The sequence below is a fragment of the Shewanella sp. 1180_01 genome (genome assembly GCF_052850535.1).
Genome location: NZ_VXCT01000034.1, coordinates 21,894 through 35,498, shown reverse-complemented (window position 1 = coordinate 35,498; position 13,605 = coordinate 21,894). Strand labels below are relative to the sequence as shown.

Sequence of the window (13,605 nt, the reverse complement as noted above, 5' to 3'; positions counted from 1 at the left end):
CCTAAGCAGCTATTAAGCTAGCTTTTACGCACTCTTACGTAATAAGCCACGCTTTTTGAGGTGAACCAACAAAATTGAAATAGCCGCAGGGGTAATACCAGAGATCCGTGACGCTTGGCCTATAGTTTCTGGTTTGTGGTTATTTAACTTAGCAATCACTTCGTTCGACAAGCCCGGTACTTCTTTGTAATCGAGCGTCAAAGGTAAACCTGTGTTCTCATTACGCACGGCTTTGTTGATCTCTTCCTGCTGGCGTTGAATATAACCAGAGTACTTCACTTGGATCTGAACTTGTTCAGCTGCTTGTGGATCTTCAAGCCCAGGACCAAAACCTTCAATCTGCATTAACTTGCTGTAATCCATTTCTGGACGACGCAGTAACTCTTCAAATGACGCTTCGCGAGAGATCGGCGTATTCAAATGTGGGTTTAACGCATGGATCAAAGGCGAATTTGGATGTACCCATTGGCCACGTAGCCTTTGCAGTTCAAGTTCAATGGATTCTAGCTTTTCACTAAATGCTGCCCAGCGAGCGTCGTCGACTAAACCAAGTTCGCGACCTTTGGCCGTTAAGCGAATGTCGGCGTTATCTTCACGGAGTAACAAACGGTATTCGGCACGGCTAGTAAACATGCGGTACGGTTCTTTGGTACCCAGAGTCGACAGATCGTCAACCAGTACTCCAAGATACGCTTCGTCACGGCGTGGACACCAAGCTTCTTTGCCTTGCACTTGCAGCGACGCATTCATGCCCGCTAATAAACCTTGAGCACCGGCTTCTTCATAACCGGTTGTGCCGTTTATTTGGCCAGCGAAGAATAACCCATTGATCGCTTTGGTTTCTAATGAGTTTTTCAGATCCCTTGGATCGAAATAATCATATTCGATCGCATAACCTGGACGCATGATTTCTGCGTTTTCCATGCCCTTGATCGAACGTACTAAATTCAGCTGTACATCGAAAGGTAAGCTGGTCGAGATCCCGTTAGGGTAGATCTCATTGGTATTTAACCCTTCTGGTTCGATAAAGATCTGATGCGAAGATTTATCTGCAAAGCGATGGATCTTGTCTTCAATCGATGGGCAATAACGCGGGCCAATACCCTCGATTACGCCTGAATACATTGGGCTTCTGTCTAAACCACCACGAATAATTTCATGGGTTTTTTCATTGGTATGAGTGATCCAGCAAGAAATTTGTTTTGGATGATGACTGACATCGCCCATAAACGACATCACAGGTAACGGAGAATCACCTTTTTGTTCAGCCATTTGAGAAAAATCGATCGTGTTTGCATCGATACGTGGCGGGGTACCGGTTTTTAAACGGCCAACACGGATCGGTAACTCACGTAAACGATTGGCTAAGGCAATGGCTGGTGGATCGCCTGCACGGCCACCGCTGTAGTTTTCTAACCCTATGTGGATTTTGCCGCTTAAGAATGTGCCTGTTGTTAACACAACGGCTGGAGATTCAAAGGCTAATCCCATTTGAGTCACTACGCCAACGACTTGATGATTTTCAACAATTAAGTCATCAACTGCTTGTTGGAAAATACGTAAGTTAGGTTGGTTTTGTAATATGTTTTGGATTTTTTGACGATACAACGCACGGTCAGCTTGTGCACGTGTCGCTCGTACTGCTGGGCCTTTGCTTGAATTCAAGGTTCTAAATTGGATCCCTGCATAATCGGTTGCGATCGCCATTGCACCGCCTAAGGCGTCAATTTCTTTCACTAGGTGGCCTTTGCCTATGCCACCGATCGCTGGATTACATGACATTTGTCCTAACGTATCGATATTGTGCGTTAGTAATAATGTTTTTGATCCCATTCTTGCTGCTGCCAACGCGGCTTCAGTTCCGGCATGACCACCACCAACAACAATTACATCAAACCGTTCATGAAAATGCATGCCACTACCTTCAATTGCTAAGAGACTCAGTACGAGCCGAGTATTTTAGCATTTGCTTTGTGCTAGGTGAATGATCATTTTACGCTGTTCGATCGAGATGATCCGGACTAATAGATCTTAAGATCTTTATATAGATCTTCTTATTATGTTTACTATTAGGATCGCGTTTTTCTGTGCATAACCCAAATTAAGTATATAAATCATTAATTAGCGCGATCCTGATCCTGTGATCTGATCGCGATCTAACGCCATTAAACATGGGGATAGATCGCCTACTTACCCACAGGGTGGATCATTAAGCAGATCGGAGTGTGAATAGTACAGAGGTTGATCAGATCTAAATAATAGCTTATCCACATGTTTATACTTTAAATAAGTAAATTGTGGATAAATAGGATCTAAACTGTACATAGATCGCGACCTTATCCCATAGGCGATCTTAAATCTCCTGTTGCCATTGTGCTAACCATGCAAGGGCTGGGTCTTCTGGCACGGGATCAAGCTGTACATCGATCTGGATCTTATCCACAAAGGCTTTAGCATCGCAGTCTTGAATGGCTGAAATTAATTTTTCAGGGCCTTGGCAAAAGGTGTCGTAACTTGAGTCGCCAATTGCACATAAGGCAAAGTTCACTTGGCTGAGATCCGGTTTTTGCTCGGTAATTTCATTGAAAAAGGGCTGGATATTATCTGGAAGATCACCTGCGCCGTGGGTAGATGACACGATAATCCACAGTGCATGGGTGTCGATTTCACACAGAGTTGGGGTTAAATGCACTTGAACTTGGTGCCCTTGATCCGTTAATTGCGCCATCATTTCGTCGGCGACATACTCTGCACTGCCCAATGTTGTGCCGACTATTACTTCAATCTTTGCCATTTATGACGATACCTTTTATGGATAATCTCGCTGAAATACACTCGTTTACTGCCTTTTTGGGGCTGTATTCGGGCGCTAATACGGCTTCATCATAAGGTAAAACTAGGCTTGTCTCTATGAGATGGTGTGTAAATCTGGGATTTATACGGGTATAGCGAGAGGGATTTAGGAAGATATATAAGCGGAATTGACGAGGTTTTAGTTAAAAGAAAGGCTTGTTGAGCACAACAAGCCTTAGCTAGAAAAGCTGTTCACATGGCGAGAACATTACTTTCCAATACAGAAAGAGCTGAAAATCTTGCCGAGTAAATCGTCAGAAGTGAAGCGGCCAGTGATCTCAGATAGTGCTAATTGGCACATACGTAGCTCTTCCGCTAGCAGCTCTCCGGCAAGGTAAACCTCTAACTGCTCTTTACCTAATTGCAGGTGTCCTGCGGCTAATTCAAGGGCTTCTAAGTGACGACGACGGGCGATAAAGCCACCTTCGAGATTACTCTGATAACCCATAAGTGACTTCAAGTGTTGCTTTAATTCTTCAACACCTAAGCCTGTTTTTGCCGAGATCCGGTAGACGCTATAACCTTGTTCTTCGGTCATCATTAAGTCTTCGCCCGTGAGATCGGCTTTATTACGGATCACTGTTACACCTAAATTGGAGGGCAGGCGATCGACAAAGTCAGGCCAAATCGCATGGGGATCGACGGCGGTGGTTGTCGTGCCGTCCACCATAAATAGCACACGATCGGCGCTGTTTATTTCATTCCATGCGCGTTCAATACCAATTTGTTCTACCGTATCAGTGGTATCACGCAGTCCTGCGGTATCAATAATATGCAACGGCATACCGTCTAAATGGATATGTTCACGTAATACGTCGCGTGTTGTACCGGCAATTTCAGTCACAATTGCCGACTCTTTACCCGCTAACGCATTCAGTAAGCTCGATTTTCCGGCATTGGGACGACCGGCAATTACCACTTTCATCCCTTCACGAATAATAGAACCTTGCTTGGCACTGGCTTGCACTAGGTCAAGTTTGTCGATGATTTTATAGAGTGCATTGGCAATCTTGCCGTCACTTAAAAAGTCGACTTCTTCATCGGGGAAATCAATTGCGGCTTCAACGTATAAACGCAGGTTAGTGACTTGGTCCACCAGCTCGTGGACTTCCTTAGAAAATTCACCTTGTAGTGATTGCAGCGCGCTTTTAGCGGCTTGCTCACTGGTGGCGTCGATAAGGTCGGCAATGGCTTCGGCTTGGGTTAAGTCGAGTTTATCGTTCATAAAGGCTTGTTCGCTGAACTCGCCTGGTTTTGCGATACGAATACCACCGACTTCCATTACACGTTTGATCAGCATGTCGAGGACAATTTGGCCGCCGTGGCCTTGAAGTTCCAAGACATCTTCGCCAGTAAAGGAATTCGGTCCTTTAAAAAACAGCGCTATGCCTTGGTCTATTACTTGGCCCGATGCACTTTTAAAATCGCAATAATCGGCATATCGGGTTTTAGGAAGATGACCTAATACGGCCATAGCGACATCACTGGCCTTGTCGCCTGAAATTCGAATGATGCCAACGCCGCCACGTCCGGGCGCGGTGGCTTGAGCCACGATAGTGTCAGTTGTCACGGAAATACCCACCAAACTAATATCTACTAAAATATGTAAAGGAAAAGGCGGCCAATTAAGCCGCCTTTTAGTGTCATTCGTTCACATTAATCTGTAACGATGCGCTAGAGTCTTGCAAATCTTAGGCTTATTTTAAGCCTTTTTTCGCCAGACCTGCATAAATAATCTTCTGTTGCGTGATAGCAACTATGTTACCCACTAACCAGTACAGTACTAGACCCGCTGGGAACCAGAGGAAGAATACGGTAAAGATCACTGGCATCCACTGCATCATTTTCACTTGCATTGGGTCCATAGTCGGTGCAATAGGTTGCATCTTCTGCATCACAAACATAGATACGCCCATCAGCAACGGCAATATGTAGTAAGGATCTTGTACCGATAAATCGTGTATCCACAACATAAAGGGTGCGTGACGTAATTCGAAGCTTTCTAACAATACCCAGTACAAGGCAATGAAGATTGGCATCTGTAAAATAATAGGTAAACAGCCACCCATAGGGTTAACTTTTTCTTTCTTATACAGTTCCATCATGGCCTGACCCATCTTTTGACGGTCATCACCAAAGCGTTCTTTCAAGTCAGTCAGTTTAGGTTGCAGGTTACGCATCTTCGCCATTGAGGTGTACTGTGCTTTTGTCAGCGGGAACAGTAAACCACGAACGGTTAAGGTGATCAGAATAATAGCCATACCCCAGTTACCGACGAATGACTGATAGAACATCAATAGCCAGTGAATAGGTACAGCTAACCACCATAGGAAGCCGTAATCGACCACTAGGTTTAAGGTATCAGAGATGGCTGACAGTGCTTTTTGATCCTTAGGACCAACGTAGAACTGTGAGCTAATTTCTTGAGTCGCACCTGGAGCAATATCATATACCGCGCCGCGGAAACCAATATTGGCTAAACCGCCCGCACTGACACTAGAGAAAATAGTGTTGCTGTCGGTAGCCGGTGGGATCCAAGCTGAAACGAAGTAATGTTGTAGCATGGCAGCCCAACCGCCCAACGTCGCTTGGTTCAGGTTGCTTTTCGCCATGTCATCAAATTTGTATTTCTCATAACGCACATCTTGCGTAGAGAATGCGCCACCACGGTAGGTAGGCATAACCATGCTGCTTTCAGACGGTTTAATCGTTTGTTTAATTTGACCGTACATCTGAACTTGCAGCGGAGCCGCTGAAGTGTTGTTGATTTTATAGTCAACATCGACGTTGAACTTACCACGATGGAATACAAACACTTTAGTGTATGTCACGCCATTGTCGGCTACATAAGTTAACGGCACTTCTAAAGTGTCTTGACCTTCGGCTAAGGTATATTCAGTCGCTGCAGTGCTAAATGCGGCACGGCCTTTGGCGCTACTGTCGATACCATCGCGACCTATAAGACCGCTCTGGGCTATATAAGTGAAATCTTTCGTTTGCTCAAGCAACACGAAGGGTTGATCTTTATCCTGTTCCATTTTGTGCGAAACTAACGCAGCAAAAACAATGTCGCCACCGATTGGATTAATTTGAACATCCAACTGGTCGGTTTTCACGGTAATCAGTTTGCTGGTTGCTGTCACTGCTGCAGGAACACCTGTATCAGCTTCTGGAACATCGGCACTGTGTGAGTTTGCCGCGTTCGCCACTAAGGACGATTCTGTTGCAACGGGTTTAGGAGCTTTGTCTGCTTGCCACTGTTGCCACAGCAAAAAGCTGACAAACAGTAGTCCTATGAGCAATATATTGCGTTGAGATTCCATAGCCTATTTATTACACCTGTCATTTTTAGGGGGGACGGGATCACTACCGCCGGGATGTAAAGGGTGACATTTTAATATGCGTTTCAATGCAAACCAACAACCTTTCGCGGTTCCATGCACTTTTATTGCTTCAATAGCGTAGTGAGAGCAGGTGGGATTGAAACGGCATCGAGGGCCCAGTATAGGGCTTATGAATACTTGATAGCCACGAATTAACGTGGTCGCTAGCCATTGTAGCGGCGACTGAGTTTGCGCCATAGCTTTTCTATCAATTTGTTGATTTCAGCGTTTTCCATTTCCATCACGCCATTTCTGACAAGCACAACAATATCAAGATGAGGAATGTCGTGTTGATTTAAGCGAAAACTATCTCTGATCACACGCTTAATACGGTTACGTTGATTGGCGCGTTTTACAAAGCGTTTGGCAACAGTAAGGCCCATACGCGGATGTTGTTCCGTGTTAGGAATAGCGAGCAAGGTAATTTCAGCAGAAGATGCTTTGATGGGATTGGAAAATACAGATTTAAATTGCGCGGGAGTTAACAAACGTAACTCCCGCGAAAAGGTATAGCTAGTCAACTAGTTACCCACTTATTAAGCAGATAAACGAGCGCGACCTTTCGCACGACGACGTGCAAGCACCTTACGGCCGCCTACAGTAGCCATACGAGCGCGGAAGCCGTGAGAACGCTTGCGCTTCAGGTTGCTAGGTTGAAAAGTACGTTTACTCATGATGGCAATCCGTCTTTGTTAATTAGTGAACATATCCTTATCTCTAGGATAGAGGTAAGGGCAAAAAAGAGGCCGAATTGTAATCACAATACTTAGTCACGTCAACAACGAAAGTAAGTAAGTGCTTTATTTCTGCCAGCGTATCCTTTGATCAATCCCCAGAATACACCATAAGATGTGGATAACTCTGTGTACGGACACTACATATAGTAGTGTAGGGGATCTTCGAGCCGATCGAAGGGGCGCCATTATAGATCAATGTGGATCGCTTAATAAAGCAGGATTTGCGGATAGTGCAGAATAAAAGGATCGTTTTGGATCTTTGATGATCGAGGATATCCACACAGAATGATCTCGCTGGGGATAAATATTTTTTAAGGATAGCGATCCTTGAGATCTCGCTATAGAATACACCTCTTTTTTGATGATCTTTTGGGGATAACTAAGTGGCTGTTTCACTTTGGCAACAATGTATCGGACGATTGCAAGATGAGCTTTCTGCTCAGCAGTTCAGTATGTGGATCAGACCGTTACAAGCCGAAATGGATGGAGATACTCTGGTGCTTTATGCGCCCAACCGCTTCGTGCTTGATTGGGTCAGAGATAAGTACATCAATATCATTAATCAGTTCTTTACTGAGCAGATGGGCAGCGATGCACCTAAATTGCGTTTCGATATTGGTAGTCGTCCTTCGGCGAAAAAGCCAAGTGTGCCAGCACCTATAGCGCCAACTCGTGTAGCAAATACCCAAACTAAAGCGACAGTAGGCACGACGTTTAACGTCCAAGCCGAGCCGATGGCGAACGCGAATCACCGCAGTAACATCAATCCTAGCTACCAGTTTGATAACTTCGTAGAAGGTAAGTCGAACCAATTAGGTAAGGCTGCGGCGTTGCAAGTGGCTGAAAATCCAGGTGGTGCTTATAACCCATTATTCTTATATGGCGGAACAGGTCTAGGTAAGACTCACTTGTTGCACGCTGTCGGTAACGGGATCATTAAAAATAATCCGAATGCCAAAGTGGTTTACATGCATTCCGAGCGTTTCGTCCAAGACATGGTTAAAGCGCTGCAAAACAATGCGATCGAAGAATTTAAACGTTACTACCGTAGCGTCGATGCTTTGTTTATCGATGATATTCAATTTTTTGCCAATAAAGACAGATCCCAAGAAGAATTCTTCCATACCTTCAATGCCTTACTTGAGGGAAATCACCAAATAATTTTGACTTCAGATCGTTATCCAAAAGAGATCGACGGTGTTGAAGACAGATTGAAATCGCGTTTTGGTTGGGGTTTAACCGTGGCGATTGAGCCACCAGAGTTAGAAACCCGCGTGGCGATTTTGATGCGTAAAGCTCAAGAGAGCGGCATTAACTTGCCCGATGAAGTGGCCTTCTTTATTGCTAAACGTTTACGTTCAAACGTGCGTGAGCTAGAAGGGGCGTTAAACCGCGTTATCGCCAACGCTAACTTCACCGGTCGACCAATTACCATTGATTTTGTTCGTGAAGCTTTACGTGACCTCTTGGCACTTCAAGAAAAATTAGTCACTATAGACAATATTCAGAAAACCGTAGCTGAATACTACAAGATCAAGATGGCTGATATGTTGTCTAAGCGCCGTTCACGCAGTGTCGCGCGGCCAAGACAAGTGGCAATGGCGTTATCCAAAGAATTAACTAACCAAAGCTTGCCGGAAATTGGTGATGCTTTTGGTGGTCGAGATCACACCACAGTGTTGCATGCCTGTCGTAAGATTGCTCAGCTACGGGAAGAGAGCCACGACATTAAAGAAGATTATGCTAATTTGATTAGAACCTTATCTTCTTAAAACAAGGAAATTTGGACACTATGAAATTCTCAATTGATAGGGATGCCCTATTAAAGCCGTTGCAATTGGTGTGTGGTGCGGTAGAAAGACGCCATAATTTGCCCATTTTGTCTAACCTCCTTGTAGAAGTAAGTGGTCACTCACTTAAGCTGACCGGAACAGATTTAGAAGTCGAACTCGTGGGCCAAGTTGTGGTTCACGGTGATATCGAAGAAGGTCGTACTACGGTTCCGGCTAAAAAGCTGCTCGATATTGTTAAGTCTTTGCCAGAACAAAGCGAACTGAAAGTCGAACAACAAGATAATAAATGGTTGCTGCGTTCAGGCCGTAGTCGTTTTTCCTTAGCGACGTTGCCCGCAGAAGAATATCCCAACGTTGAAGCCTTCCAAGCTGAGATTGAATTTAGCTTGAAGCAGGGCGTGTTGAAGTCGATTATCGACTCAACGCAATTTTCTATGGCTAACCAAGATGTGCGTTATTACCTCAACGGTTTATTGTTTGAAACTGAAGGTAATGTGTTGCGCGCTATTGCGACCGACGGCCACCGTTTAGCCTTAAGTCACCGCACGATTGAAGCACAATTACCTGAAAAACAAGTCATTGTTCCACGCAAAGGCGTAATGGAAATGGCGCGTTTATTGGAGTCGGACGATCTCGATATCGCGATTGCCATTGGTGATAATGCCATTCGTGCCACTACGGCTAACACAGTATTTACCAGTAAATTAGTCGATGGCCGCTTCCCTGATTATCGCCGTGTATTGCCAAAGGGCGGTGATAAAATTGTGATTGCGAGTCGTAATCACCTGAAGCAAGCGCTGACCCGCGCATCGATTTTATCGAACGAAAAATTCCGTGGTGTGCGTATTCAACTCGAAAATGGTCTGCTTAAGATCACCGCTAACAATCCTGAACAGGAAGAAGCGGAAGAGATCATCGATGTGGAATACAACAACCAAGCCTTAGAAATTGGTTTTAACGTCAGTTATTTACTCGACGTGCTCAACAACCTTAAGTCCGATGATGTGCGTATCACGCTCATTGATGGTAACTCCAGCGCCTTAATCGAAAACCATTTGGAAGAAGATTCCATGTATGTGGTTATGCCGATGCGCTTATAAACCATCGATTTTTACGTTACCCGTGTCTGTACCTCTGTCTTCGATGTCTATGCCGCTTAACGGCGGCACAGTGTTTAATACGCAGCATTGGCCATTCCTTCACTCATTTACCGATAGCCTTAGCCTGTGGCAGCGATTGAGTTGCCTGTTAAGTGTTATGAATCCTTGCCTTCGCCGTTTACGCGGCTTAATGAGTAATGCATGAGCCTGACCCGTCTCAATATCGAAGCATTTCGCAACATTCAGTCCGCACAGTTAATCCCTGCACCTGGGATTAACTTGATTTATGGCCAAAATGGCAGCGGCAAAACCAGTATTCTTGAGGCGATTTATTTCCTCGGTATGGGACGTTCGTTTCGCAGCCATTTATCCCAACGAGTGATTAATAACGACGACGATAAGTTAACGCTCTTTGCGACCTTAAATTTAGCGCGCGGTGACAGTAAAATCGGTTTGCGCCGATTTCGTAGTGGTGAGACCGAAGTGAGAATCGACGGTGAAAAAGTCAAACGTCTGTCGACATTAGCCGAAACGTTACCTATTCAAGTGATCACGCCTGAAAGCTTTTCTTTACTGTTTGAAGGCCCAAAATCCCGTCGACAATTTATCGATTGGGGTGCATTTCATGCTGACCCACAGTTTTATGGCGCTTGGACGAATGTTCGCCGCGTTCTTAAGCAAAGAAATCAATTGCTTAGAAATCGCTCGGCCTACAGTAATATTCAATTTTGGGACCAAGAGTTTGTGCGTTATGCCGAGCAGGTTACTGAAATACGAAACCATTATGTAGACTCGTTAAATGAGCTACTTAAGGGTATAATCGGGGAGTTTTTACCGAGTGTAGATGTGAAGGTTTCATTTACGCGCGGCTGGGATAGTAAAACGGATTTTGCAGAACTACTCGAAAACCAATATTCCAGAGATTTGGCCACAGGTCATACCGTCAGCGGTCCCCATAAAGCTGACCTTAGACTTCGTGTAGGCACTTTGCCGGCGCAGGATGCCCTGTCCCGTGGTCAATTGAAATTATTAGTCTGTGCACTGCGTATTGCACAGGGAAAGTTGCTCAAACAACAAATAGATAAACACAGTATTTATCTTGTGGATGATCTTCCGTCCGAGTTGGATGCACAGCATAGGCAGCTATTGCTTAAGCAGTTAACGGATACCGGTGCACAAGTTTTTGTGACCGCCATCGATCCTGCAGCAATAGTCGATTCGTTACACACGCCTCCCAGTAGGATGTTTCATGTGGAACAGGGACGTGTAACGGTAATTGAATAACCATTGAGAGAATAATATGTCAGAGAATAGTTACGATTCTTCGAGTATTAAGGTCCTTAAGGGCCTTGATGCAGTACGTAAGAGACCTGGGATGTATATTGGTGACACCGACGACGGTACGGGTCTACATCATATGGTGTTCGAAGTAGTCGATAACTCTATCGATGAAGCCTTAGCCGGCCACTGCAGCGATATTACCATTACTATCCATGTCGATGGTTCGGTTTCTGTTAAGGATGACGGCCGTGGTATTCCGGTATCTATCCATGAGGAAGAAGGCGTATCGGCAGCAGAAGTTATCATGACGGTATTGCATGCCGGCGGTAAGTTCGACGATAACTCCTATAAAGTGTCTGGCGGTCTCCACGGTGTGGGTGTATCGGTTGTAAACGCTTTATCTAAAAAGCTGCAAATGACTATTCGTCGTGCAGGCAAAGTGTACGAGCAGTTTTATACTCATGGCGTGCCTGATGCACCAATCAAAGAGATTGGTGATGCGACTAAAACCGGTACCGAAATCCGTTTTTGGCCAAGTGAAGATACCTTTAGCGATGTCGAGTTTCACTTTGAAATTCTGGCAAAGCGCGTGCGCGAACTGTCATTCCTTAACTCAGGCGTAGGTATTCGTCTGGTTGATGAACGTGACAACAAGAATGAATTCTTTAAATACGAAGGCGGTATTAGCGCATTCGTCGATTACCTGAACCGTAACAAAACCCCAGTCAACAAAGATGTATTCCACTTTATGCAAGAGCGTGAAGATGGCATTACCGTTGAAGTGGCTATGCAGTGGAATGACGGTTATCAAGAAAATATTTTCTGTTTTACCAACAACATTCCACAGCGTGATGGTGGTACTCACTTAGTCGGTTTCCGTAGTGCGTTGACACGTAACCTCAATAGCTACATGGAAAACGAAGGCTATAACAAGAAAGGCAAAACTAGCGCGACTGGCGACGATGCCCGTGAAGGTTTGACTGCCGTTATCTCTGTTAAAGTTCCTGATCCTAAGTTCAGCTCGCAAACCAAAGACAAACTGGTTTCTAGTGAAGTGAAAACCGCGGTTGAACAAACCATGGGTGAGAAGCTGAACGATTATCTGCTGGAAAACCCAGCCGATGCTAAGTTGATTGTTGGTAAGATTGTCGATGCGGCCCGTGCCCGTGAAGCGGCGCGTAAAGCCCGTGAAATGACCCGTCGTAAAGGCGCGCTCGATTTAGGTGGTTTGCCAGGTAAGCTGGCCGATTGCCAAGAAAAAGATCCTGGTCTTTCAGAAATTTACATAGTGGAAGGTGACTCTGCTGGCGGTAGTGCTAAGCAGGGACGTAACCGTAAGAACCAAGCGATTCTGCCACTGAAAGGTAAAATTCTAAACGTTGAGAAGGCCCGCTTCGATAAGATGTTGTCTTCTCAAGAAGTGGCCACACTGATCACGGCGCTTGGCTGTGGTATTGGTCGCGACGAATATAACCCAGATAAAACTCGTTATCACAACATCATCATCATGACGGATGCTGACGTCGACGGCTCGCACATTCGTACCTTGCTGTTGACCTTCTTCTTCCGTCAAATGCCTGAATTGATTGAACGTGGTTATGTGTATATTGCTCAGCCACCACTATTTAAAGTGAAAAAGGGCAAGCAAGAACAGTATTTGAAAGACGAGCCAGCATTGACTCAATATCTCACGACTCAAGCATTGGATGGCACTGTTGTGTACCCAACCCAAGGGGCGATTGGTATGTCAGGTGAGCCGTTAGAGCGTTTAGTGACTCAGTATCGTGAAGTGGAAGCCATTGTTGCCCGTTTAGAGCAGCGCTATCCAACGCACATTACTAACCGTATGCTTTACCACCCAATGATCACCAACGATATGTTGGCCGATGAAGGCAAGATGAAAGAGTGGATCGATGCCTTTATCCATGAGCTGGTGGAAATGGAAAGCAGCGGCGTACTGTATTCTGCTGAGCCGATTCTCGATCCTGAGCGTAAAGTGTATCTGCCTAAGATCACCATTCGTAAACACGGTATCGATACTAACTATCTGTTTACTTATGACTTCTTCCAATCAAGCGATTATCAACGTATCGGTAAGTTAGGTGCGGCGTTAGATGGCATGATTGAAGAAGGCGGCTATGTACAACGCGGCGAACGTGTTAAAGAAGTCGGTAGCTTCCTTGAAGCGCTAGATTGGACGATTTCTGAAGCCAAACGCGGCTTATACATTCAACGTTATAAAGGATTGGGTGAGATGAACCCTGAGCAATTGTGGGAAACTACAATGGATCCTGAATCACGCCGTATGTTGCAAGTCACGATTGATGACGCCGTGGGTGCCGATCAGTTGTTCACTTGTTTGATGGGTGATCAAGTTGAACCTCGTCGTGAGTTCATCGAAGCGAACGCATTGAACGTGGCTAACTTAGACGTATAGTGCTAGATGCGCAATGCGTGT

11 protein-coding genes are annotated in these 13,605 nt (G+C 45.2%); 4 read left to right on the top strand and 7 right to left on the bottom strand.

What is annotated here, in order from left to right; translation table 11 throughout:
- Positions 1–24: 24 nt before the first annotated feature.
- The 7 genes from mnmG to rpmH form a co-directional block, all read right to left on the bottom strand.
- The gene (mnmG, locus tag FW758_RS16425) at positions 25–1,914 is read right to left on the bottom strand and encodes a tRNA uridine-5-carboxymethylaminomethyl(34) synthesis enzyme MnmG (RefSeq protein WP_012588971.1); all 1,890 of its coding nucleotides are present in this window, start codon (positions 1,912–1,914) and stop codon (positions 25–27) included.
- A gap of 439 nt (positions 1,915–2,353) precedes the next feature.
- Positions 2,354–2,794 carry an FMN-binding protein MioC gene (gene mioC, locus FW758_RS16420; protein WP_006083832.1) on the bottom strand — a complete coding sequence of 147 codons (441 nt, stop codon included), beginning with the start codon at positions 2,792–2,794 and terminating at the stop codon, positions 2,354–2,356.
- A gap of 267 nt (positions 2,795–3,061) precedes the next feature.
- Positions 3,062–4,423, bottom strand: coding sequence for a tRNA uridine-5-carboxymethylaminomethyl(34) synthesis GTPase MnmE (gene mnmE, locus FW758_RS16415; RefSeq protein ID WP_259567727.1), 1,362 nt, complete (start codon positions 4,421–4,423; stop codon positions 3,062–3,064).
- Between the two features lie 127 nt (positions 4,424–4,550).
- Positions 4,551–6,176: a membrane protein insertase YidC gene (gene yidC / locus FW758_RS16410; protein WP_006083830.1), complete on the bottom strand. Its 1,626-nt coding sequence runs from the start codon at positions 6,174–6,176 to the stop codon at positions 4,551–4,553.
- A gap of 3 nt (positions 6,177–6,179) precedes the next feature.
- A complete protein-coding gene (yidD, locus tag FW758_RS16405; RefSeq protein ID WP_006083829.1) occupies positions 6,180–6,434 on the bottom strand; it encodes a membrane protein insertion efficiency factor YidD in 255 nt (84 codons plus the stop codon).
- Positions 6,401–6,757, bottom strand: a complete 357-nt coding sequence (gene rnpA / locus FW758_RS16400; RefSeq protein ID WP_006083828.1) for a ribonuclease P protein component — start codon at positions 6,755–6,757, stop codon at positions 6,401–6,403. The genes yidD and rnpA overlap by 34 nt, the downstream gene beginning before the upstream one ends.
- A 15-nt stretch (positions 6,758–6,772) precedes the next feature.
- Positions 6,773–6,910, bottom strand: a complete 138-nt coding sequence (gene rpmH / locus FW758_RS16395; protein ID WP_006083827.1) for a 50S ribosomal protein L34 — start codon at positions 6,908–6,910, stop codon at positions 6,773–6,775.
- A 446-nt stretch (positions 6,911–7,356) separates the two neighbouring features.
- On the opposite strand from rpmH, the gene dnaA reads away from it, so the two are divergent.
- From dnaA to gyrB, 4 genes are all read left to right on the top strand, one after another.
- On the top strand, positions 7,357–8,745 hold the full coding sequence (dnaA, locus tag FW758_RS16390) for a chromosomal replication initiator protein DnaA (RefSeq protein ID WP_006083826.1): 1,389 nt from the start codon (positions 7,357–7,359) through the stop codon (positions 8,743–8,745).
- A gap of 20 nt (positions 8,746–8,765) precedes the next feature.
- Entirely contained in the window at positions 8,766–9,866 is a 1,101-nt protein-coding gene (gene dnaN, locus FW758_RS16385) for a DNA polymerase III subunit beta (RefSeq protein ID WP_006083825.1), read from the top strand.
- Positions 9,867–10,067: 201 nt separating this feature from the next.
- The gene (recF, locus tag FW758_RS16380) at positions 10,068–11,150 is read left to right on the top strand and encodes a DNA replication/repair protein RecF (protein WP_446445939.1); all 1,083 of its coding nucleotides are present in this window, start codon (positions 10,068–10,070) and stop codon (positions 11,148–11,150) included.
- Positions 11,151–11,166: 16 nt separating this feature from the next.
- On the top strand, positions 11,167–13,584 hold the full coding sequence (gene gyrB / locus FW758_RS16375) for a DNA topoisomerase (ATP-hydrolyzing) subunit B (RefSeq protein ID WP_071939868.1): 2,418 nt from the start codon (positions 11,167–11,169) through the stop codon (positions 13,582–13,584).
- Positions 13,585–13,605: the final 21 nt, after the last annotated feature.